19 protein-coding genes are annotated in these 24,018 nt (G+C 52.5%); 12 read left to right on the top strand and 7 right to left on the bottom strand.

Features of this window, described 5'->3' with window-relative positions; all coding sequences use genetic code 11:
- Positions 1-72: 72 nt before the first annotated feature.
- Positions 73-372 (bottom strand): Dabb family protein, encoded by a 300-nt coding sequence (locus ACYVJM_RS12025; RefSeq protein ID WP_461148469.1) that lies wholly within the window; start codon positions 370-372, stop codon positions 73-75.
- Positions 373-624: 252 nt separating this feature from the next.
- Here ACYVJM_RS12025 and ACYVJM_RS12020 point away from each other — a divergent pair, with 252 nt between their 5' ends.
- Positions 625-2,331, top strand: a complete 1,707-nt coding sequence (locus ACYVJM_RS12020) for a S41 family peptidase (RefSeq protein ID WP_461148468.1) — start codon at positions 625-627, stop codon at positions 2,329-2,331.
- A gap of 87 nt (positions 2,332-2,418) precedes the next feature.
- Here ACYVJM_RS12020 and ACYVJM_RS12015 read toward each other — a convergent pair whose 3' ends face one another.
- Positions 2,419-2,862 (bottom strand): hypothetical protein, encoded by a 444-nt coding sequence (locus ACYVJM_RS12015; protein WP_461148467.1) that lies wholly within the window; start codon positions 2,860-2,862, stop codon positions 2,419-2,421.
- A 196-nt stretch (positions 2,863-3,058) separates the two neighbouring features.
- Here ACYVJM_RS12015 and accD point away from each other — a divergent pair, with 196 nt between their 5' ends.
- The 3 genes from accD (at position 3,059) to ACYVJM_RS12000 (ending at position 6,685) form a co-directional block, all read left to right on the top strand.
- Positions 3,059-3,901, top strand: a complete 843-nt coding sequence (gene accD / locus ACYVJM_RS12010; RefSeq protein ID WP_461148466.1) for an acetyl-CoA carboxylase, carboxyltransferase subunit beta — start codon at positions 3,059-3,061, stop codon at positions 3,899-3,901.
- A 96-nt stretch (positions 3,902-3,997) separates the two neighbouring features.
- On the top strand, positions 3,998-4,978 hold the full coding sequence (locus tag ACYVJM_RS12005; RefSeq protein WP_461148465.1) for a radical SAM protein: 981 nt from the start codon (positions 3,998-4,000) through the stop codon (positions 4,976-4,978).
- Between the two features lie 54 nt (positions 4,979-5,032).
- Positions 5,033-6,685 carry a hypothetical protein gene (locus ACYVJM_RS12000; RefSeq protein ID WP_461148651.1) on the top strand — a complete coding sequence of 551 codons (1,653 nt, stop codon included), beginning with the start codon at positions 5,033-5,035 and terminating at the stop codon, positions 6,683-6,685.
- 32 nt (positions 6,686-6,717) lie between these two features.
- Here the strand turns inward: ACYVJM_RS12000 and ACYVJM_RS11995 are convergent, their stop codons facing one another.
- The gene (locus ACYVJM_RS11995) at positions 6,718-7,839 is read right to left on the bottom strand and encodes a T9SS type A sorting domain-containing protein (protein ID WP_461148464.1); all 1,122 of its coding nucleotides are present in this window, start codon (positions 7,837-7,839) and stop codon (positions 6,718-6,720) included.
- A 107-nt stretch (positions 7,840-7,946) separates the two neighbouring features.
- On the opposite strand from ACYVJM_RS11995, the gene ACYVJM_RS11990 reads away from it, so the two are divergent.
- Positions 7,947-8,774, top strand: coding sequence for an enoyl-CoA hydratase/isomerase family protein (locus ACYVJM_RS11990; protein WP_461148463.1), 828 nt, complete (start codon positions 7,947-7,949; stop codon positions 8,772-8,774).
- Between the two features lie 23 nt (positions 8,775-8,797).
- On the opposite strand, the gene ACYVJM_RS11985 is transcribed toward ACYVJM_RS11990, so the two are convergent.
- From ACYVJM_RS11985 to xylA, 3 genes are all read right to left on the bottom strand, one after another.
- Complete coding sequence (locus ACYVJM_RS11985; protein WP_461148462.1) at positions 8,798-9,268, bottom strand: DUF2059 domain-containing protein; 471 nt, start codon at positions 9,266-9,268, stop codon at positions 8,798-8,800.
- Complete coding sequence (locus ACYVJM_RS11980) at positions 9,265-9,483, bottom strand: PLDc N-terminal domain-containing protein (protein ID WP_461148461.1); 219 nt, start codon at positions 9,481-9,483, stop codon at positions 9,265-9,267. Before ACYVJM_RS11980 ends, ACYVJM_RS11985 begins: the two co-directional genes overlap by 4 nt.
- A gap of 142 nt (positions 9,484-9,625) precedes the next feature.
- The gene (gene xylA, locus ACYVJM_RS11975; RefSeq protein WP_461148460.1) at positions 9,626-10,966 is read right to left on the bottom strand and encodes a xylose isomerase; all 1,341 of its coding nucleotides are present in this window, start codon (positions 10,964-10,966) and stop codon (positions 9,626-9,628) included.
- A 210-nt stretch (positions 10,967-11,176) separates the two neighbouring features.
- Here xylA and ACYVJM_RS11970 point away from each other — a divergent pair, with 210 nt between their 5' ends.
- The 7 genes from ACYVJM_RS11970 (at position 11,177) to ACYVJM_RS11940 (ending at position 23,207) form a co-directional block, all read left to right on the top strand.
- Positions 11,177-12,430 carry an MFS transporter gene (locus tag ACYVJM_RS11970; RefSeq protein WP_461148459.1) on the top strand — a complete coding sequence of 418 codons (1,254 nt, stop codon included), beginning with the start codon at positions 11,177-11,179 and terminating at the stop codon, positions 12,428-12,430.
- Positions 12,431-12,549: 119 nt separating this feature from the next.
- The gene (locus tag ACYVJM_RS11965) at positions 12,550-14,046 is read left to right on the top strand and encodes an L-fucose/L-arabinose isomerase family protein (protein WP_461148458.1); all 1,497 of its coding nucleotides are present in this window, start codon (positions 12,550-12,552) and stop codon (positions 14,044-14,046) included.
- Between the two features lie 34 nt (positions 14,047-14,080).
- A complete protein-coding gene (locus ACYVJM_RS11960) occupies positions 14,081-17,290 on the top strand; it encodes a SusC/RagA family TonB-linked outer membrane protein (protein WP_461148457.1) in 3,210 nt (1,069 codons plus the stop codon).
- Between the two features lie 31 nt (positions 17,291-17,321).
- Positions 17,322-18,758 (top strand): RagB/SusD family nutrient uptake outer membrane protein, encoded by a 1,437-nt coding sequence (locus ACYVJM_RS11955; RefSeq protein WP_461148456.1) that lies wholly within the window; start codon positions 17,322-17,324, stop codon positions 18,756-18,758.
- Between the two features lie 70 nt (positions 18,759-18,828).
- The gene (locus ACYVJM_RS11950) at positions 18,829-21,366 is read left to right on the top strand and encodes a hypothetical protein (RefSeq protein ID WP_461148455.1); all 2,538 of its coding nucleotides are present in this window, start codon (positions 18,829-18,831) and stop codon (positions 21,364-21,366) included.
- 158 nt (positions 21,367-21,524) lie between these two features.
- Positions 21,525-22,463, top strand: coding sequence for a prolyl oligopeptidase family serine peptidase (locus ACYVJM_RS11945; protein ID WP_461148454.1), 939 nt, complete (start codon positions 21,525-21,527; stop codon positions 22,461-22,463).
- Between the two features lie 27 nt (positions 22,464-22,490).
- Positions 22,491-23,207, top strand: coding sequence for an SGNH/GDSL hydrolase family protein (locus ACYVJM_RS11940; protein WP_461148453.1), 717 nt, complete (start codon positions 22,491-22,493; stop codon positions 23,205-23,207).
- Here ACYVJM_RS11940 and ACYVJM_RS11935 read toward each other — a convergent pair.
- Positions 23,197-23,997 carry a GntR family transcriptional regulator gene (locus tag ACYVJM_RS11935; protein WP_461148452.1) on the bottom strand — a complete coding sequence of 267 codons (801 nt, stop codon included), beginning with the start codon at positions 23,995-23,997 and terminating at the stop codon, positions 23,197-23,199. The genes ACYVJM_RS11940 and ACYVJM_RS11935 overlap by 11 nt on opposite strands.
- Between the last annotated feature and the right edge of the window lie 21 nt (positions 23,998-24,018).

Here is a 24,018-nt window from a genome sequence, read left to right as displayed (position 1 = left end):
GTATGTAGGAGCGGGGAGGGCTGACGCGGGCATTGGCCCTCCTCACTCCTACATACTCACTCCTGATACCCACTAACTCACCGCATCATAAATCTGCACACGTTCCCAGAGGTGAGCGCAGTTGGCCACGAAAGCCAGGTGGGTAGGGTGTTCCTGATAGACATCGTGGGCGGCTTTGTCGGTGAAGACCAGCGTTAACGAGAAATCGTAGGAGTGGTCGATAACCGGGCGACGGGTTTCGGCAGGAGTGCCTACATAAGCCGTTGAGATGTCGGTTATGGATTTCAGGGTTTCGAGACCGGCGCGTAAGGCCTGGTGGTCGTCCTGGCTTTCGGGATGGCGAAGCCAGAAAAAAACAGTATGAACGAACATAAGCGTAGAGCAGGCGATTTACTGGCTGCTCCGTAAAAGTAAGCATAGTTTCCAGTAAACACTGCCAGGAAATCAGCAGAAACCGATGTCGCCCAACCGGTTGAGGGAAATGCTTGATCATGAACGCCAGCCGTTGAGTTTTTTTTATTGGCATATCGCTTTTATGGCAAACATTTCGCTACCTTAAAAACGTTATGGGGGTATAAAAGACATTATTTACGCAGCGAACGAATGGATGGAGATGGTAACGCTATGAAAACGCCGGGAAATCCTGATGGTCAGGAGAATAAGAACCGGATTCAGAATGATAAAGCAACGGTGCGTATACCGATGCTATTAGGTATTGCACTCGCCGGAGGTATGTTGATTGGAGCGACGTTTTTTGGCGGGACTCGGAGTATGAATAATATTGGACGTGGGTACGGTAAATACAAGGAGATTCTACAACTGATCGAGAACAATTATGTCGATACGGTCAATACAGATGATCTGGTCGATTACTCGATTACCAAAATGCTCGAACGGCTCGATCCGCATACGGCCTACATGAATCCGCAGGATGCCGTGGCCGCCCGGGCCCAGCTCGAAGGTGGGTTTGATGGCATCGGTGTTGAGTTCAATATTTACAAAGACACCGTTTATGTGGTGACGCCCCTGGCAGGTGGACCATCTGAAACGGCGGGTATTCAAAGTGGCGACAAAATTATCAAGGTCGATGATAAACCTTTGGCCGGTGGTAAAATTGAAAACAGCGCTGTATTTAAGGCCCTCCGCGGGAAAAAAGGTACAGATGTCAGGTTAACGATTCTTCGGAAAGGGGATAAGCAACCCAGGGACTTTACGATCACGCGCGACCGGATTCCGACTTACTCGGTGGATGCCGCCTATATGATCGATGCTAAAACCGGATATATTAAAATCAACCGGTTCTCGGAAACAACTTACGATGAGTTCAAGACGGCACTGGCATCGCTCAAGGCAAAAGGAATGACGCAGTTGATGATGGACCTACGGAACAACCCCGGCGGATACATGGATCGGGCTACCAACATTGCCGACGAATTTATTTCGGGCAATAAGTTGCTCGTCTATACCGACGGTAAAGACAACCGGTACGACCGCAAAACGATGGCGCATATTGCTGGGCAGTTTGAGGAGGGTGCTCTGGTTGTATTGATCGATGAAGGCAGCGCGTCGGCTTCTGAAATTGTATCGGGGGCCTTGCAGGATCATGATCGGGCCCTGATCGCCGGTCGGCGGTCGTTCGGGAAAGGGCTGGTACAGATGCCGGTAACGCTGTCTGACGGTTCCGAACTGCGGTTGACCATTTCACGCTATTACACACCCAGCGGTCGTAGTATTCAAAAACCGTACGTGCCGGGTCAGGAAGGGGATTATGAGAAAGACCTCGAACTCCGATCGAAACGGGGCGAATATTATATTGCCGATTCGATCAAAAACGATCCCAAGCTGAAATTCAAAACCGACGGCGGACGGGTTGTGTATGGTGGTGGCGGTATCACGCCGGATTACTTTATTCCACGGGATTCAACCTGGCAAACGGCCTATCTGGTGCAGCTTTATGGGAAAAACATCATTCGCGAGTTTGCGATGGAGTACGCCAACGATAATCGGAAGAAACTGGAAAAAATGTCGTTCGATGAGTTCGACAAGGCTGTTACCATTAATGATGAGCAGATGAACCGTTTGGTAAAAGATGCTACTGCGGAAGGTATCAAGTTCAACGAGAAGGAATACAATCGCTCGAAAAACTACATCCGTACGCAGATAAAAGCACTCGTAGCCCGGTCTGTTTTCCAGAAGAACAGCAAAGGCGGACAAAACAATGAGTTCTTTCGCATCATTTCCCAGTCGGACGATACCTATCAGAAAGCACTGAAACTCTTTGATCGGGCCAATAAACTCGAACACGGAGCAATGACGTATAATCAGAAATAAGGAGTGAGGAGTTAGTATGTAGGAATGAGGAGGACTCGCGCGAGTCCTCCTCATTCCTACATACTAACTCCTCACTCCTTATTTCCTTCAGGGTTTCTTCGAAAACTGATAGGCGAAGCCCAGGAAAGATTGAAGATTTCCCGTTTTGAAATCTTTTCTGGAATAGGGTGCCAGTTCGAAGGCCACCCGTAGGTTGGGCATGAACAGAAGCGGCTTTATCCGCACGCCTACGTGCAGCGAATACCCCTCCAGAACGTCCCGACTGTCGATGCCATTCAGCGCATTGAAGCGCACCCCCAGACCAGTATAATAGTTTACCTGCGCTTTACGGGCTACGTTGACCATTGGACAGATCGTCGTGCTCAATGAGCCAAACAACGTATTCGTCTGCATACGGGCATCGGCCCAGAAGGCCCGGTCGGCGTTGGTGCTGACCGTAATCAGGCTGTTAAACGGATAATAGGCTACAGATGCCTGGCCAAAAGCACTCATCGCAACTCCTAAAAGAAGCGCAGTTAAAGCATGTTTCATGGGCGCAAAACAACAACTTTATTAGTATAAAAAAACGCGATGTGCCCGAAACTGACTGTCTGGTTTTTTTCGGGGTTGCCGAGTTCAGTCAGAAGCGGGTTTCTCAGTTGATCATTCGTGAATGCAGAACTATACTGGTTGATGCTTCTTTTCTTTGTACCTTTGCCGCTCCTTTGCTGATAATTACTTACTGAAGATGTCTTGGTTCGTCCGAAAAGATAAGGGTATTCAGACCCCAACCGAAATGAAGCGGGAAGCTCCCGACGGGTTGTGGTATCAATGTCCGAACTGCAAAAAGGTAATGAACACGCGGGAACACAAACTCAACGCGTATACCTGTGTTCATTGCAATTACCATGAAAAAATAGGGTCCGATGCGTATTTCTCCCTCTTGTTCGATGAAAACGAATTCACCGAACTCGATGCCAATATGCAATCGGCCGACCCGCTCAAATTCGTGGACACCAAAGCCTATCCGGATCGGGTAAAGGCAACCATCGCCAAAACGGGTCTGAAAGATGCTGTCCGTACGGCATATGGGCCCATGAATGGATTGATGGTGACAGCTGCCGTAATGGATTTTAACTTCATCGGCGGTTCGATGGGCTCAGTTGTGGGTGAAAAGATTGCCCGTGCCATCGACCACGCTATCGAAAACCGGACGCCGTTTCTGATGGTGTCGAAGTCGGGTGGGGCGCGGATGATGGAAGCCGGTTTCTCGCTGATGCAAATGGCGAAAACGTCGGCAAAACTCGCTTTACTTGATAAAGCCAAATTACCGTATGTATCGCTGCTGACCGACCCGACTACGGGGGGCGTGACCGCTTCGTATGCCATGCTTGGTGATTTTAACATTGCCGAACCCGAAGCACTGATCGGCTTTGCCGGACCGCGTGTAATCCGTGAAACCATTGGTAAAGATCTGCCTAAAGGCTTCCAAAGCGCTGAGTTTGTCCTCGAACACGGCTTCCTCGATTTTATCGTCGACCGGAAAGATTTGAAAGATAAAATAGTGAGCCTGTTCAACATGCTTCTGTAACACTAGGATTGGGGAGTCAGGAACGAGGAGTGAGGAGCAGGCGTCTTGCGTCAGCAACTCCTCACTCCTCGCTCCTGACTCCTCATTTCTCTTGGTATGCGCCTTGTCTCCCAGCCTGTTCTCTGCAACTACTACGTCACTTATCGCTGTAATGCGAGCTGCGGTTTTTGCGATATATGGGAGCGTCCGTCGCCTTACGTTACCCTCGAAAATGCCCGGCAGAACCTGCGCGACCTCAAGCGGTTAGGCGTTCGGGTGGTCGACTTTACGGGTGGCGAGCCCCTGCTGCACCGCCAGCTTCCCGAACTTCTCCGCGAAGCCAGGGCCCTTGGCCTGATTACAACCGTTACGACCAATGCGCTGCTCTACCCGAAACAGGCGGAGAGCCTACGTGGGCTGGTCGACATGCTTCACTTTTCGCTCGATTCGCCCATTGCTGAAGAACACGATACTTCGCGCGGGGTGAAGTGCTTCGATAAGGTGATGGAGTCAATCGCGCTGGCCCGGAGCCTTGGCGAACGGCCTGACATTCTCTTTACGGTTTTTGAGCATAATGTGCATCAGATCAAACAGATGCATCAGGAAATCTGTCTGCCCAATAATCTCGTCCTTATTCTCAATCCTGTATTTGAGTACAATACCGTTGACACCGGCGACCGGCTTTCGGAGGAGGCTCTTGGCCAGATGTCGTGGTGGGGAAAGCAGAAAAATGTGTATTTGAACGATGCTTTTATCCAGCTTCGGCGCGACGGCGGCAACCACATCGAGGACCCCGTTTGCCGGGCCGCCAGCACAACCATTGTCATTTCTCCGGAAAACAAACTCGTGCTTCCCTGTTATCATTTGGGACTGAAGGATTTTGCCATCGATAACAATCTATTCGACCTCTACCGATCCGGCGAAGTACAAAAGCTGGTAGCCCTGGAAGGGCGTTTGCCGGCCTGCGAGGGGTGCGCCATTAACTGCTACATGCAGCCATCATTCGCGGTCGAAATAAACAAATACTTCTGGCGGGCATTGCCCAGCACCCTCAAATACAACTGGGTAAAAGGCACCTGGAAACAGCTGCTTAAGTAAATGATTTGAATTAGCCGCTTGTAGTCATGAATGCCGACTAAACTCGCCCTCATGATGAAGTATACACTCCTGACGTTCCTTTTATCCATTGGCGCATTGGCGGCACAAGGCCAGCCTAAAAGTCCGCCAGAACAGGTCGTGATCACCTCTTCAACGGGCAAGATTCGGTTGGTCAGCCAGGAAAACGGCGAATTGCAACTGAATGTGCCGCCCAAAGATGTAGTTAAATTCAGAGCCGCCGGTTTGGTTCATTACAGTGACTTCGGCGCCAGCGGCAATGGCAAAACCGATGATATCAATGCCATTGCGGCCACGCATGCCTTTGCTAATCTGCATGGACTTTTGGTGAAAGCCGATCCGAAAGCCACCTACTACATTGGCGGCAGGGAGCGCACCGCCCTCATTCGTACGAACACCGATTTTGGTACGGCTACCTTTATTATTGACGATACGGAGGTTCAAAATCGCAATGCTTCGGTATTCACGGTCGGTTCAGACCTCAAACCGTTTAAGCTGGAAACGATAACGTCCCTGAAGCGAAACCAGCAAAAAATCGACGTGGTTCTGCCTGCTTCCTGTCTCATAACGGTGACGAATACGAACGTAAAGCAATACATCCGGTTTGGCCTTAACCAAAATAACGGCTCTCCGCAGACCGATATTTTTGTCGTTGATAAACAGGGTAATGTTGATATGAACGCCCCGATCATCTGGGATTTCGCTCAAATTACCGACATCACGGCGCTCCCCATCGATGAGAAGCCATTGACGATCATGGGGGGACGTTTTACAACCATCGCCAACAAAGCCGAATCGAAGTACACCTATTACAACCGGAACATTGCCATCAGACGGTCCAACGTGCTGGTTGACGGATTGCGGCACGATATTAAGGGCGAAGAAGACCACGGGGCGCCCTATGGCGGCTTCATCAACATCGGAGAATGCGCTTACGTAACGGTAAAAAACACCATCCTGACCGGCCACCGGACCTATAGCACTATTGGCGCGGCCGACAAGCCGGTTACTGTGGGCACGTACGATCTGTCTGTCAACCGGGCGCTCAACGTATCGTTTGTCAATTGCAGCCAGACCAACGACATCAACGACAACACATACTGGGGCATTCTGGGATCTAACTTTTGTAAAAACCTTCTTTACGATCAGTGTACCCTCTCCCGATTCGATGCGCATCAGGGCGTTGCCAATGCCACCATTCGTAACTCGACGCTCGGCCACATGGGGATTAATGCGATTGGCAGCGGCCTTCTGCTGGTCGAAAATTCGACTATCCGTGGCCGGAGCGTTGTCAACCTGCGGCCCGATTATGGTAGCAGCTGGCAGGGAGAACTGGTGATCCGTAACTGTGTTTTTGTGCCAGCCGATGGTAAACCCATCAGTGCTGCGCTGATAAGCGGTGCCTATTCAGGTCAACATGATTTCGGCTACACCTGTTATATGCCCGAACGAATTACCATCGAAAATCTCCGGATCGACGACTCCCGGCATAGCGACACGTATCAGGGACCGGCCATTTTCGCCAATTTCAATCCGCAACAGACGGACGCTTCCTACCAAGAAAAATTTCCTTACGTCAAAACGAAAGAGGTCATCCTGAAAAACGTAACGACTGCCAGCGGCAAACCCATACGAATCAGCGATAATCCGTTCATGTTCCGGGATGTGATCGTTACCAGCGGTCAGTAAGTCTTAGAAGTCCGTCTTGTAGTGCAATCCGGTCACCGCTTCACAACTTTACGCGTCAATATTCGTCCGTCTACTTCGGCACGGAGTACGTAAACGCCCGGCGTCAGGCTGCTCATGCTGATAACCTGCTCATGCTGGCGGGTCATCCGATGAAACGATAATTCATGAAGTTTGCGGCCGTTGCTATCCGTTAGCTGTATCGTGGCCGTTGCCGGATTGCTGGTCTGAATGACCACCTGCAACCGATCATCAACCGGATTTGGAAACGTAACGAGCCGGATATTTACATCCTCATACTCCGTCGTGGCCGTCACGAGGCCCGTCGCCGATGGCCCGTCGGCGGCCGGTTCGTATGGGGGAACTGTGCCCGGTGTGCCGGGAATATCTTCAACAACCAGGGGTATCTCCTGCGTTGTCTGGCTGATCAAGACACCGCGTCGGTACTCATTGACGGTTAACGTAACGCTGTAGTACCCCAGTTCGGTAGGGGCATCCCAGATGAGTTCGCCCGTTCGGCTGTTGAGCTTGAAGGTGCCCCGGCGCGTTACATCGTTCGGATACTGGTAGGAGCTGACCGACTGTGCAGTACACGAAGCCTGCATGGCGCTGGTTTGCGCTTTTGCCAGTCCATACACCAGACTATCGCCTTCGGGATCGGTTGCCGCCAGTGAAATTGTTGCCCGACGCCCAACGCCAATGTGGAAGCCATTTTCGGGATAACCCGGCGTGGGTGTCTGATTGACCAGGTTAGTCGATACGACCGAAGCCAGGGTAAACAATTGCGCGTCGGCATTTGTGATGTTCTTTACACCCGTTCGGTTTGAGAGCACGAGAGTTAGGGGATATACGCCCGGTCCCGCATAGGTGTGAATAAGCGTGTAGCTATTGATACTCGTTGTTTTATTCTCAATGAACAACCGGCTGGCCCGGAACGCTTTAATGGTGCTGCCATCGCCTAAGCAAATTTCCAAAACTTCGGCCTGATCGGCAGCCGATTTTCCGCGAACTTCGTCCATATAAAGCAGGGCTGAAATTCGGTAGGTTAGGGGGGAGCCGCTAATTGGCGTAGCCTGAATATAACCACCCAGCAAATGGCTTGCCCGCGCGGTGGCTGAACCAATCAGAATCAGGCATAACAGGGTAATGGTTTTCATAACGGATTTAGGAGAAGGAGAACGTAACGAGATAACTTCAAATGGGCAACTAACCATATGCCGGTGCCGGAACATTTCGTAAGCGGTATTTTTGTACCTTTTCACCCATGCTGTATACGCCCCAACAAACTGCTCAACTACCCGCCGATGGCTTCCGTTACCTGCTCGCTTCGGTCGATGACCATGTGCTGACGATTACGCTGAACCGTTCAGAAAAAAAGAACGCTCTCCATCCGCCCATGCTGGCCGAGCTGGCTTTTTTGATTGCTTATGCCGAACATACGGCTGATATCTGGCTCGTTGTGCTGGCCGCTGCGGGCGATACGTTTTGCGCCGGGATGGACCTGAAAAGTTTGTCGGCGGGCGATACGGAAACGGCCTCGGTTCCCACGCCTGCGGGGCCGATTCGGCTGGGGGAGTTGATGGCGGGTCTACATAAGCCCACTGTTGCGCGGGTACAGGGACCGGTGTATGCCGGTGGTTTTTTGCTCGTGGGTGCCAGCACGTACGTAGTCGCAGCGGAGTCGGCAACGTTTAGTCTGCCGGAAGTCAAACGGGGATTATTTCCGTTTCAGGTACTGGCTATTCTGCTGGACATCATGCCCGCCCGCAAAGCGCTCGATCTGTGCCTTCGGGCCAAAACGCTGCCATCAGGCGAAGCCCTGACTCTTGGTCTGGTAACGGAGGTTGTTCCTGCCGATCAACTGGACAGTGCCGTCGCCTGTTTAGCCGATGAATTGAAACAACTTTCGCCCACGGCTATGCAATTTGGTTTACGGGCCTATCAGCAACTAAAAGACCTGCCGTCGGGTGAACAGCAGGCCTACTTATTCGATCAGTTTCAGCAACTCCAGCAAACGCCGGACGCTAAGGAAGGCATGGCCGCTTTTCTGGAAAAACGCAAACCAAACTGGGGAAGTGTATCAAACAGCTAGAAGCTGTTTGTAAGCTTGGTAACTCATGGCTTCGGTAAATCCGGGCAGTTGTCTTTCCGGCGGGTGTCGATAATGCCCTGAATTTTCCAGTTGCCGCTAACCTTCACGAGGGTGAACGCATTGACACCGCAATGGCTTTTCTGGTCTTTCAAATAGAAAACGTACGGTGTCCAGGCGGTGGCCAGCTCAGCATCGATTTTTATCTCCATACCCGATAGCCGTTCATCGAGCGTGAAGGCGGGGTACTTAACCACCGAAGCCGCAAACTTGCCAATATCATCGGTCCGAACGGACACCTCACCTTCCTTATTTTTAGCGATGGTCTGTAAAGACGCGCCAGACATAAACGTATTCTTTATTTGGGTCGAATCTCCTTTCCGCATGCCATCGAACATCATTTTGATGGTCGTTCGAACGGCGGCTTCGTCGGTGCTGGTCTGGGCAAAGGCCGAAACGGTTGATAGGAAACTGACGAACAGGACTAAATGCTTCATGAAATGCGCTGTTTACGGCCAATGAAAATATACAGGAGGGCTCCGATCAGGTTCAGGAAAACGATAATGATTACCCAGATCACCTTGTCGTTCGGTCCACGGAAGTTGCTTCGAACCACATCGATGAGTGCGATGATCGGGAGGATGAACAGAAACGCCAAAACGCCCAGTAGTAAGAAAAGCTCTATCCCGCCAATACCAATAAATGCCTGCATAAAGATAGAGTTTAACCGGACTTGTCGATTCTAAGGCCGACAAGTCCGGTAGGGTCTGGTTAACTGGTTAACCTGTGGCACGGCTCAGGCAGGTGTCTGGTGTTCAGTCACGTATCTTAGCCGTGCCATAGGTAAGATTTGACTAAATATACTGATTAACGATCATCTCGTACAACTCCTGTTTGCCGCTGAGCTGTTTGGGTTCGCCATTGGTCATGGCATACTGGCGCAGGTCTTCCAGCGTCAGCTCACCTTTTTCGAAACGTGCCCCTTCGCCCGAATCGTAGCTGGCATAGCGTTCGGCCCGGAGCTTCTTATACTGCGACTTGTCCAGAATGGCTTCGGCCGCGATGGCTGCCCGTGCGAAGGTATCCATACCGCCAATGTGGGCGATGAAAATATCGTCCAGATCGGTTGAGTTCCGGCGCGTTTTGGCGTCGAAGTTCACCCCGCCGGATTTGAGGCCACCCGCTTCCAGAATGACCAGCATGGCTTCCGTCAATTCATACACATCCACCGGAAACTGGTCGGTATCCCAGCCGTTCTGGTAATCGCCCCGGTTGGCGTCGATGCTGCCGAGCATATTGTTATCGGCGGCAATCTGCAATTCGTGGGCAAACGTATGGTTGGCCAGGGTGGCGTGGTTTGTTTCGATGTTCAGTTCGAAATCGTCCTGTAAACCAAAGCGATTCAGGAAACCAACAACGGTTGCCGCATCGAAATCGTATTGGTGTTTGGTGGGTTCCATCGGTTTGGGCTCGATGTAGAACGAGCCTTTGAAACCCTGCTTACGGGCGTAATCACGGCTGATTTGCAGAAACTTGCCCAGGTGTTCCTGTTCCCGTTTCATGTTGGTGTTCAGCAGCGACATATATCCTTCGCGGCCTCCCCAGAAGGTATAACCTGCACCACCCAGCTCGATGGTAGCATCGATGGCGTTTTTCACCTGCCAGCCACCGTGGGCAAGCACATGGAAATCCGGGTTGGTGGAGGCTCCATTCATGTAGCGCTCGTGCGAGAACAGGTTGGCCGTTCCCCATAGCAGTTTAACGCCACTGGCGGCCTGCTTCTGTTTGGCGTAGTCGACAATAGCCCGGAAGTTCTTCTCAAACTCGTTGTTGGAATTGCCTTCGGGAGCCACGTCTACATCGTGGAAGCAGTAATACTCCATGCCGATTTTGGTAATGAACTCAAAAGCGGCATCCATCTTGTCGTGCGCTGCAGCCAGTGGGTCGGGGTTGGCATCCCAGGGGAAATGCTTGACGCCCGGTCCGAAGGGGTCGGCTCCGGTGCCGCAGAAGGTGTGCCAGTAAGCCGTAGCAAACCGAAACAAGTCCTTCATTGGTTTGCCCAAAATGAGCCGATTAGCGTCGTAGAACTTAAACGCCAGCGGATTGTCCGATTCGCGGCCTTCGTAGGCAATTGGTTTTTCTATAAACGGAAAGTAAGTTTTCTCGCCGAGGGTCAATTTAACGTCAGACATAGCAGTAGAAATTGAGGTATTTAAGTGAAAGAAAAGGAAGTGAACTGTAGTTTCTCCTTATTCAGCCAGCAAAGCCTTTGTACACGGTCGTTTGGCTTTAGGTGATATGTTGAATTATTTCTATTCGATTAAAAAAAAATACTATAAAATTTGATTTTATTAGGTTTAGGCCTATATCTTTGCTGTCGTTAACTTAGTGCGTTAAGTAGTATGAGAAGAAATCTCCGCTGGCTGATCGTTTCGTTACTCTTTGTGGCTACAGGCCTAAGCTTTCTGGATCGTCAGGTGCTGTCCATTGCCATTATTAAGATTCAGCAGGAGTTTCATATTACAGACGTACAATACGGACTGATCAACACCAGCTTTCTGATCAGTTATGCCATCATGTTCACGTTGGGCGGCTGGCTGATCGATCGGGTAGGGGGTAAGCTCGGGCTGGCCATTTCGGTAGGTTTGTGGTCGGTGGCCAATAGCCTGCACGCGGTGATGACTACGTTCTCGCAATTGCTGGCGTTCCGGTTTCTGCTGGGCATAGGTGAGGGCGGCTGTTTTCCGGGGGCTGCCTGGACGGTTTACCGGTGGTTCGATAAGGAAGAACGCGCCCTGGCAAACGGGATAGCCATTGGTGGCTCGGCCATTGGCGCTGTTATAGCTCCGCCACTAACCATCTGGTTATCTACTCATTACGGCTGGCGGGGTGGGTTCCTGATTCCGGGTTTAATTGGCATCGTTTGGGTAATTGTCTGGCTACTAACGCCCTGGAAGAAAGAAAGTCTTGTTGCTGAACAACCGTTGCCCTCTTCGCACAGAAAGACGGTTCCGTTTCTGGATTTACTCAGGTTACGGCCAACCTGGGTGTTCATCCTGATCCGGTTTCTGCTCGATCCTGTGTTCTATTTCATGATGTTCTGGATTCCAAAGTACCTGAGTTCGGAACGGAATGTATCGTTCGAAGCGATTGGAAAACTGTTCTGGATACCTTTTCTGGCCCTCGGCATCGCCAATATTCTGGGGGGCTGGTTTTCGGGGCAACTGATTGCTCACCAGTATTCAGTCAACAGAGCGCGTAAGACGGTCATGGGGATAGCGGCCGTATTAACGCTGGCTACCCCGGCCATCTCCTGGGTGTCGTCGGTAGAGGTCGCCGTTGGCCTGATGTCGGTTTTCATGTTTGCGCACGGCTTCTGGATTACCAATTACATCACATCCATCTCGGATATGTTTGGCCAAAAAGCAACGTCGACAGTCGTTGGGCTATCCGGAACGGCCGGTGCTGTCTCCAGTTTATTACTCAATCCTTTAATGGGCGTAGTTATTCAGCGGTATTCGTACACCCCGCTGTGGGTAGCGTCCGGATTGCTTTATCCACTGGCATTTATTTTACTTATTGTGCTGATTCCCAAAATAAAAGCGCTGGCTATTGGCTCAGAACCAGTACCGGTTCATTCGCCTTCACCCCTATAAACGTAGTAAGCCTGGGTTGGCATAAGCAACCCGGCAAGTGGCCTGGTCAGGCAGGCAAACGAGTAGCTGAATAAACTTAGTGCACTAACTCAACTGCACAGATACACCAACTATATAGTATGCAGAACCTATCACCGAATGGAGTCACACTGGCCAATCAGGCCGCATTTGTCAAACGAAAGCCAACGACTGCCCGAATCGGGGTGTTTGGTGTTGGCTACTTCAAATACTGGAGTCAGTTTGAGGGTTTGCTGGACGATCTGCTGAAGAAGCAGGCCATTTTCATCGACAAAGTCGAATCGATGGGGCCCGTTGAAGTCGTCGACTTCGGGCTGATTGACGATGTGACGAAAGCCTATGAGCTGGTGCCAAAACTCAATGCGGCCAATCTGGACCTGATTTTCTGCGATATGCTGACGTATGCCACATCCAGCACGTTCGGGATCATCATTAAAAGCGTCGACATTCCTATTGTGCTGGTGGCCCTTCAGCCCGACAAGGCCATGAATTACAGCCAGGCGTCGACCTACCTGCAGCTATACAACGACGATATCTGTTCGTTGCCCGAGTTTGCCGGAGTCGCGGTTCGGATGGGCAAAAAGGTGCCGCAGATGATTATCGGTACGTTGTACGACGACCCTGCTGCTGATGCTGAAATTGAGGAATACTGCCGGATTGCCGCCGTGCTGCATGATTTGAAGACGGCCAGGATCGGGCACATCGGCCACCCCATCGAAGCCATGCTCGATATGCACTCCGACTCAACCATGTTGACGGCTCATTTTGGCGCGCACATCGTTCAGTGCGAAGCGCACGAAATTGTGACGCAGTACCAGCAGGCGACAGAAGCCGAAATCAATGCCGTCAAAGAGCGTATTCTGGCCTTTTTCGATACACCCGATCCCGTCTCCGACCCGATCTCCGAAAAGTTGCGGGATTCCGATCTGCACATTGCGGCTCAGGCGGCTGTGGCGCTTGAACGGTTCATAAAAGCCAAAAAGCTGGATGGGCTGGCCTATTACTACGACGGCCCCGATGGCAGTGATACGCGGGTGGTCATGTCGAACCTGATTGTTGGTAATTCATTGCTCCAGGGTGCGGGCTTCCCTATGTGTGGCGAATCGGATCTGAAAACCTGCATTGCCATGCTCATCATGGAACGGCTGGGTATTGGCGGCAGTTTCGCCGAGTTTCACCCGGTCGATTTCAACGAGGATTTTGTGCTTGTCGGCCACGATGGGCCGCACAACATTGCCATTGCCGAAGGGCAGCCGGTGTTGCGGAGTCTGAAAAAATACCACGGCAAACCCGGCTTTGGGGCCGGTGTCGAATTCAAGATCAAGGAAGGCCCCATTACCATGCTGAGCATCAGCTCGACCTACGAGGGCAAGATGAAATTTGTCATTGCCGAAGGCGAATCCATTGCCGGGCCGATTCCGCCAACGGGCAATACCAATACCCGGGGCTTTTTTAAACCCGATGTCCGGACGTTCCTCAAGCGCTGGATTCAGGAAGGGCCAACCCACCACTTTGCGCTGGGCGTTGGGCATCATGCCGAGTCGATCCGGAAAATTGCCGACTATCTGAAAATCGAATCCGTCATCATTAGTGGATAACCGTTTTATAACCCCTTAAACCCCATCTTTTCCTATGAATCACTTTTTATTCCATCGGCTTCGGCTCCTGGTCATCGGGAGTATGTTAAGCGTGTTGACGGTTGCTTATAGCGTATCTGCTCAGTCAGCCAAAGAGCTGGTGAGTGGTAAAATTACCGCTGAGGAAGATGGTGAAGCCCTGGTTGGGGCCACCGTTACCGAGAAGGGAACCACCAATGGGACGACTACGGATGTGAACGGCACGTTCAAGCTGAACGTATCGGCCAATGCAACGCTGGTAGTCAGCTTCATCGGCTATGCGTCCCGGGAACTGCCCCTCGGTAACGGCCAGCCGCGTACCAACTTGACCATCGCGCTGAAAACAGACCAGCAGCAGTTGCAGGACGTAGTTGTGGTGGGCTATGGTACCCAGCGCAAAAAAGACCTGACGGGCTCTATCGTCAACCTGACCAGCAAAGACCTGGTGCCGGTGCCCTCGGCAACGAGTGTCGACCAGATGATGCAGGGCAAAGTGGCGGGGGTACAGATCACCCAAACCTCGGGGGCACCGGGCGGCAATGTCAACGTGATCATTCGGGGAATCAGCTCCATTACGGGCGGTAACTCCCCGTTGTATGTTGTGGATGGATACGCCATTGGCACCGGCGGGGGCGGCTCGGATCTGAGCAGCTTCGGTGCTAATTCCTACACGGCCAGCGGACTCGCCAGCAGTAGTTCGACCAACCGGATCAACCCGCTCAGCATCATCAACCCCGCCGATATTGAGTCAATTCAGGTACTGAAAGATGCGTCGGCCACAGCTATTTACGGCTCACGGGGCTCTAACGGGGTTATTATTATCACCACTAAGCGGGGTAAGCTTGGCAAGCCCACCATCAGTTTCGAGCACTCGACGGGTATGCAGGAACTGGCCCGCAAAATGAAACTCCTGACGCCCCGCCAGTATGCCGAATTTGTTGCCGAAGGGCGCGACAATGCCTGGGTATTCGCGGGCGGTAAAGCTACCGATCCAAACAGCGTTCGGAGCACAGCTACGCAGGTGAAGCCCGACTTTCGCAACCCCGGGCAGTTTGCCGATGCCGGTTATGGCACCGACTGGCAGGACGTGATCTTCCGAAAAGGGATGGTCCAGAATTACCAGTTGTCGGCTAGTGGTACGAGCCGGGACGTTAGCTATTACGTTTCCGGCGGTTTTTTCAATCAGAAAGGCATCATCATCGGGTCGGACTTCAACAAGTTCACCCTGCGCACCAACATCGACGCCCAGCTTACCCCCCGCCTGAAAATCGGCGCGTCGTTTTCGGGGGCTCATTCGTACGGCAACTTTGCCCGAGCGGAGGGTCACCTCCAGTTCCGGGGCCTGATTTCGGCGGCACTCGCCAGCGACCCGACCATCCCGGTCACCAATCCCGATGGTACGCCCTATTCCGAATTCTCCAGTCCAACGGGCATTCCCGTCGAAAATCCGCTGATCATTGCCGCCGAATTTTCGGACAAGCGCAACAACACAAACGTATTCACCAACAACTACCTGCAATTTGATCTGGCACCGGGGCTTGTCCTGAAAACGTCCGTTGGGGTAAATTACTCCAACAACGTAACCCGACTGTGGAAGTCGTCGAAGGTGGGGCTGGCGACCAGCCGAACGGGTGCCGCCACCGCAGCGGCCACCGAAATTAAAAGCCTGAACTGGCTGAACGAAAACACCATCAATTATCGGCATAAATTTGGCGGCAAACACGACATTGACGCACTGGCGGGCTATACTATCCAGAAAAATTCGGACGAGGTACTGCAAGCCGGGGCCACCGGCTTCTCGACCGATTATGTGCCTTTCCTGGCCGCAGGAACCGTTTCGACGGGAACGAACTACATCAGCGAATGGGCCATTATGTCGTGGCTGGCCAGGGTAAATTACACCTACAACGGCAAATACCTGCTCACGGCAACCATTCGAAAAGACGGCAGCTCGCGCTTTGGCTCGAAGAACCGGTGGGGAACATTCCCGTCAATTTCGGCCGCCTACCGCCTGTCGGACGAACCCTTTATGAAGTCGGCCAGCTTCATCAGCGATTTGAAAATCAGGGCCAGTTACGGTATTTCAGGCAATAACCTGATCCCCAACTACGCCACGCAGGGCTTGCTGGGCGTGGCCCGAACGGTGGCGAATGGCCAGATCGTATCGGGGGTTATGCCGACCAGCTTAGCCAACGACGAACTGACCTGGGAGCAGTCGGTTCAGAGCAACGTGGGCGTCGATCTGTCGCTGTTTCAGAACCGGCTGTCGTTTACCGTCGATGCCTACCAGGCCTATAAGAAGAACCTGCTGCTCAACGTAACGCTGCCCTCGGCTTCAGGCTTTGGCAGTTCGGTGCAGAACATCGGCGAAGTAGAAAATAAGGGGATTGAACTGACGGTTAACTCGCAGAACATTGGTAAAGGGCCGTTCCAGTGGAATACGGACTTTAACATTAGCTGGAACCGCAACAAGGTGCTGGCGCTCAACTCAAATTCAGCCCGCATCGTTACGTCCGATTATCAGGTGGCGCAGGTGGGTTACCCCATTTCCAGCTTCCGGCTACTCAACATTCTGGGTGTTTTCCAGACCCAGGAAGAGGTTAACAACAGCCCGAAGCAAAACCCACGCGTGCAGCCCGGTGATTATAAGTACCAGGATGCCGACGGCAATGGCACCATCAACACCTCGGACAGAACCATTGTTGGTAACCCCTGGCCCCGATATACCTGGGGACTGGGCAACCGCTTTTCTTACAAAAATTTCGCCCTGAGCGTGAGCCTCAATGGCACCTACGGCAACCAGGTTTATTTTCAGGGGGGCGAAGTCAACCTGAACGGGGCCGGGGTGCAGAACCAGCTGGCCGCGATGGCCGACCGCTGGAAGTCGCCGGAGAGTCCGGGTGCTGGTTTGTATACGCGCGCTATCCGGAACGACTACGCTTTCGGGTTCAGTGCCGGAACGACCAAATACCTGTTCGATGGGTCCTTCACCCGCATTCGGGATGTTAATTTATCGTACACGTTTCCGGCAACGGCGGTTAGCAAGCTGAAGCTTCAGGCCCTCTCGCTCTATGCCGATGTAACGAACCTCTACACCTTTACGAAGTACCCGGGCTACGACCCGGAAGGGAGTACCGGGGGCGATAACCTGGCCAAAAGTGGCGTTGACTTCTTCTCGTATCCAAACCCAAGGACCTACACCGTCGGCCTGCGCGTGACTTTCTAATCAGACCATCGATCAACTCCCATTAACTGTCATGAAAAAGCGAATACTGGCCATACTAGCCCTAACAGCTACTTTAACATCCTGTCAGGATTTCCTGAACCTGAAACCCGCCTACCAGATCAGTGATCAGGGTTTTTACCAGAATCAAAATGATTTCGAAACGGCGCTGATTGGGGTTTACAGCACCACGCGTGGCCTCTACAGCAGCAGTACCATTCAGTACGTAGGTGATCTAACGACCGACAATGCCGAAATTCAGTGGTCGTCGCCCTCGGCCGATGAGATGCAACTGGATCAGAATGGCGTTACGGCAACCAATGCCTACGTGCGGTCGGTCTGGAATACCTGCCTGTACACCATCTCGCAGTCCAGCAACATCCTGAACCGAATTGATGCCGTTGCCTTCGACCCGACCGTCAAGAATCGGATCAAAGGCGAGGCCCAGTTTCTGCGCGCGTTCAGCTATTTCTACCTCGTGCGTATGTTCGGTAATGTTCCTATTGCCACGCAAACGTTCACCAGCCCGGCGCAGGTGGCAGCCGCCGACCTGACGCTGAAGCCCAAAGAGGACGTATATAAATTGATCGTTTCGGACCTGACCAGCGCCGAAACACTGCTGCCCGCTACGGCCGTGACAGACAAGACCAGGGCGTCGCAGATGACGGTAAAAACGTTGTTGGGCAAGGTTTACCTGACGCAGAAAAGTTACGACCTGGCCGCTGCAAAGTTGAAGGAAGTCATTGACTCAAAGCAGTATTCGCTGGTTGCCGATTATAAAACGCTGTCGACCAACGGCAATACCAACCTGCCCGAAACGATTCTGGAAGTCGCCTACCTTTCCGGGCAGACGCTGGGAAACAACTACTCGGCGCTGTTCACACCAGCCATTACGAGCATGGCCATTTTTCCCGGTAATGCGCAGGGGGCGGGGCGCATCGTGCCAACGCTGGATCTACTAAAAACCTACGAAACGGGTGATGCCCGCAAGCCCGCATCCGTGAGTGATTCGGTATCGTTGATTGGCGGGAAGAAATCCTACAGTCGATACGGGTTGAAATTTGTCGACTTTAAAGCGGTTGATCCGGGGGATGGCAGTGTCTCGTTTACCATTCTGCGCTTTGCCGATGTGCTGTTGCTGTATGCCGAAGCGCTGAACGAACAGGGTAAAACAGCCGATGCCCTCCCTTCTCTCAATCTGGTACGGCAACGGGCTAAACTGCCTGCTTTGGCGGGGCTCTCGCAGGCCGATTTACGGCTGGCACTGGAACAGGAACGGCGTGTCGAGTTTCTGTATGAAGGCCAGCGCTGGTTTGATCTGGTCCGGACGGGGCAGGCACAAACGGTGCTGAATGCGCACTACGCGGGTCAGAAACTGAACTTTTCCGTACAGGATTTCGAGTTGCTGTTCCCCATACCGCAAGCCGAAATCGACCTGAATCCAACGCTGAAGCAAAATCCGGGCTATTAATCGTACCCACGGGCTGGAGCCGAATGAGGCCTGACCTGTGGGTATCTACCCAATCTTAACTTTTTACCCGATGCGTACTCAATTCCTGTCCTTTCTCTGCCTGTTAAGTCTGGCTTTATTAGGTTTTACAACAACCGTCGACACGCCTAATCTGGATAACTCGACGCTGCGCGGTAAACCCTTCAACAGCATCACCCTGGAAGCTTCGCTGAAGCCGTTCAAAAAAAACGATAAGGTCTATATACAGCAGGTAGCTACCGAGTTGTTCACGCAATGGTCGGCCCTGCTGCGGCATACGGACACAGTTTCCGTAATGCTCTGGACATCGGATGGGTCGGAGATACTGGACTACAAAGGAAAGCTGGATCAGCCGCTGGAATGGGCGCGCTACATTGGTAATCCCAATACCGAGCATGAGGTGGGGTCGGGACCGAAAGAGCTGTCGCTGCACGAACGGGCGTATCTGTACATAGACAATCCGCCCGCTTTCACCTATGGCGATCTGAAATTCATCATCCAGACACTCAAGGAAACCGGCAAACGCATAACGGGGAAGCCGGTTCTGATTGGGGCGACGTTCGATCCAGGGCCGGAGTTTGCCAAATCGGAGTTTAAGTACAAAAAACACCCCGAAATTCTGGGGGGCAATGCCATGGGCCACAAGACCATGGTGAGTTGTTACTCGACGCTGAACGCCGACGCCGATGCCTACGCCGGGTTTCCCAAAGGTATTCCGGCCAACACGCCCTTCGGCACGTTTCTGGGTCGGCAAAGTCAGCATTTTCTCACCGATCTGGGCTACGATTACATCTGGCTTAGCAATGGTTTCGGTTTTGGGGTGGAGGGCTGGTCATCGACCGGAGCTATCTTTAACGGCAAAGCGTTTGCACCCGAAAAACTGGCGAATACCAAGGCCCTGATTGCCGGTTTCTGGAACCTGTTTCGTAAGGAATGCCCAACGTTTCAAATTCAAACCCGGGGCACGAACCTGTCGACGGGGGCCGATCTGGCCCGTGATGGGGTCGATCTAAAACAGATTTACAGCGGCAAGTACAACATGCTGCCGCCCCCAAATTCGCCCTGGGCCGCGCTGGATGGGGATTTCGGGCTGGAAATGGTTGGGTATATGTCGCGTATGGCCGAGCTGCCCGATGAGCGGTACCTGTTCCGGTATTACACGCACGACCCCTGGTGGGTAAACTCTCCGTGGCTGGACCGCTACGGTCAGGAGCCGCACGACATTTACCTGCCCATGGCCGTGGCACGTATCAACGCAAAGGGCGAGATTCGGCTGCCGACCCACCTGAATTTCCTGACGGCCGATAACTCATACGGCGAAATGCCAGCGCAGGTGCCCGACGAAGTAACGCCCCACATTCTGAAAGCCCGATACGATGCGCCTACGTCGCCGGGGCCGCTGGTCTGGGTGTATCCATTCGATGAATACCACGACTGGGCCTATAAACAACCCGACCGACTGCCGGAAATCTATTACGGCGACTGGCTCATCCGACAGGCCATCAACAACGGATTTCCGTTGAATACGATCACTTCGACGGGCTCGCTTCAGAAGGTATTGTCCACCAAACCGACGTACTTCAATGAGTCAATTCTGGTGTCTATCGTGCCGGAAGCGGGGTCATCGCTCGAAAAAACGCTGATCGACTTTGTGCAGAAGGGTGGCAAGCTCCTCGTCTACGGCCCCGCCGACCATGCTGGTCCCGCTTTTCTGAATCTGCTGAACCTCCGGAACACCAGGTCTCTGGAGGGCGAGTTTCAGGTAAAATCGACGATCATGCTCGATGAACTAACGAAAAAATACCCCGATCGGCTGGTTCATAATCCGCTGTTTTCGGGCGGGGGCGTGGCAACGCTAGTCAAGAACAGGACCGATGCAGGTACCAAAGTCCTGGCCAGCATGACGCAGGGAACGACCCAGCGGGACGTGGTCTGGACACGCGAAAAACCCGACTGGAAAGGCGGTAAAGTAGCGTATGTACGCGGCACCAATTCGAGCAAATTCACGGGTGGCAAACTCCTGACGCCCGATGATCCCGAGCAACTTTTTACCGGGCCATTGCTGATGCGCTACGTGCTCAGCCAGTTTGGCCTCGACTACCGGGTCGACAAGCGCAACCCGTCCGTCAAGAATCCCGTACTCACTATTTCGCGGGGCAGCAACGGCTTTTTCTTTTCCGGTTATTGCCCCAATACCACCATTACTCATCGGTTCAAACTACCGCAGGGTGCGCCCATCCTGACCGGCTACGAAACGGAACTGGCCAAAGGCTATTCGGTCTATTCGATGCCCAAAGCCTGGCACCGCGAAAGCCGGGTTTTTATCGACCAGCCGGAGGGTATTGTGTCGTGTCAGGAAATGACCTCGGGCGTGAAACACATGAAACGGTGCATTCGCCTGACGGGCCTGAAAAACGCCACCGTCCGCATTTATCCCGACGATGACATTACGGACCAGACACTGCATGTTTACACGAATACCAGCTACCCTTGGAAAAAAGGGCAAACGGCTTTTAAAGCTGGCGATCAGAAATACGGCAAGCATTACGTAGTCGAAAACGTAACGGGCGATCTGGTGACGTTCTGGTGATTGATACTGGTGTTTACCGACAGCCTGAACGGATAGATGAATGAGCGTTGGGCGTAGGCTGTGACTATGTCCGGGTGTTATCCGATCTCTGACCGGAGTTCTGTCCATAAATTCAGGAACCACTCCATACTCATGCTTCCGAAACAAACTCAGTCAAAATGCATATAAAAAGGTTTATATGGTCGCTCTTACTGGTGCTGATCGGCCTGGTTGGCCTGCCTGTTGCAATGCCATTGGCGCAACCCAACAAGGCCGACGAACCAACCCACATCCGCAATGTTATTTACGGACATAAGTTCGGTACGGCGCTCACAATGGATGTTCTCAAACCGGCTAAACCCAATGGCATCGGTGTTGTTTTTGTCCTGAGCGGAGGCTGGTATTCGGACATCAGCATGATTGAAAAGCGCCGGAAGCATTTCCATTACTTCACCGACCGGGGCCAAACGGTATTCCTGGTTATTCACAGTTCAGCCCCTAAATTTCTGGTGAGTGAGGTTGTTCCGGATATTCACCGGGCCGTTCGATTCATTCGATTTCACGCGGCCGAGTACGGCGTACATCCCAATAGGCTGGGCATTTCGGGCATGAGTTCCGGCGGGCACCTGTCTTTGTGCATTGGCACCGGCGTTGGTCGCCCCCGCTTGGCGGATACGACGCAGCGAAGCCCCGCTGCTACGCTCGATTCTATCGACCGGGTGTCCAGTCGGGTGCAGGCAGTGGCCTGTTTCTTCCCGCCAGCCGATCTGGCTAATTTTGGAAATCCGGGCCGCTTATTTGTGGAATGCGATACCGTTAGGCGGTACTGGCCGCAGTTTGGCGTTGACAACAAATCGAGAGCGGAAAAACTGAAGTTGATGGCGTCCTTATCTCCGTTCATGGCTATTACTCCGGATACCCCGCCCACCCTGATTTTGCACGGAACGGTCGACCCAATCGTTCCGCTTGAGCAATCCGAGCGGTTTATTGACAAACTTAAACGAACGGGCGTACCCGCTCAACTGATCGTACATCAGGGTGGCGGGCACGGCTGGGACGAAACCTGGGAGTCGGACCTGGGTGTACTGGCCAATTGGTTTGAGAAATATCTTCGGTAAATTGCCCAACCTGTCTATGCCCTGTTTATGAACAAAATACACGTAGTCCTTACCTTACTCATAGGCCTGACCATCAGTGCCAAAGCCCAGTCGTCCTCCGTTGCCGATTCGGCCACGTATTTAGCGAACATCAAGCAGGAGCTGACTGTACAATGGCCCAAAAATCGGACGATCAATCTGGTGTTTCATGGGCATTCGGTACCCGCTGGCTTCTGGCATGATCATGAGGTGCATACGCTGGAATCGTACCCGAATCTGGTACTGGCTCAGTTGAAAAAGCAGTATCCATACGCGGTTATCAACGTGATCGTTACGGCCATTGGCGGAGAGAATGCGATCAAAGGACAAACCCGCTTTGAGCAGGAGGTGCTCGTGCATAAACCGGATGTACTGTTCATCGACTATGCGCTGAACGACCGGTTTTCGGACATTGGCAAGGTGAAGAAAGCGTGGTCGAAGATGGTGGAAGCGGCCCTGGCCCGAAACATAAAAGTCATTCTTTTAACGCCCTCGCCCGACCAGCGGCTGAACATCCTGGATACGGCCAATCCGCTGGAGCCGCATGTTCGGCAAATTCACCAGCTGGCCAATCAGTACCACATCGGACTGGCAGACCCATACACCCAGTTTAAGCGGGTAGCCAAAGCCGGGGAACTGGCTAACTACATGTCGCACGTGAACCACCCCAACCGGGCTGGCCACGACCTGATTACCAGCGAAATTCTAAAGTGGTTTACGAAGTGATCGGGCTGGGAGGGCGGTAGTCGTGTTCCGGGCTGGCAATAACGGCAAACTTGTACTTGTCGCCGTGATAATACGACTGCTCTATTTCCACGACCTTATCGCCGGTGCAGATAACGGCACTGTCGAGCACGAAGACGGGCGTTGGCTTGCTGAGGTCAAAATTAGTGGTATTGGGCTCCAGAATTTTCACACCCAGCGTCTGCTGAACTTCGTCTATTTTCAGGTGATAGTTGCTTTCGTAAACTTTAAAATAGGATACCTCCGTGGGTATCTTGTTGATTTTAGGACACAGCGTCAAAGAAATGTACTTAACCTCGTCTTTAATGAGCAGTTCATCCGCGTAGCGCAGCTGATGAATTTTCAAGGCAGGGCCTTCAATGATAAAATGGCGGCCGTTTATTTCTGACGAGATGCCATCCTGTAAAATCGTTTTCTCCAGTACGATATTTCTGGGCGTAAAGCCTTCGGCAATCAGGCTGTCGTGAAAACCGCGCCGGGTGGCATAGATCGAGCCGAGGGTACGGAGCAAATGATGATCCTCCGTCCGGTTTAACACATACGTTCCTTTACCTTTTATTCGTCGTGCCCAGCCTTTGGATTCTATTTCGAGGAGCGTCTTACGGGCGGTAGTGTTACTGATGTTGAACGTTTTTATAAGCTCATTTTCAGAAGGGATCTGGTCGCCCGGCAGGAGTTCACCCGTCTTTATTTTTTCAATAATGCTCTCGCTCAGCGCAATGAATTTCGCTTTCGGGGGAGTAGCTGGAGCAGTTGCCCGTTTCTTTTCCATTTAATTGTGACAATAATGAGC

It is taken from the genome of Spirosoma pulveris, assembly GCF_054781875.1.
This window is presented reverse-complemented; position numbering and strand designations above follow the sequence as displayed.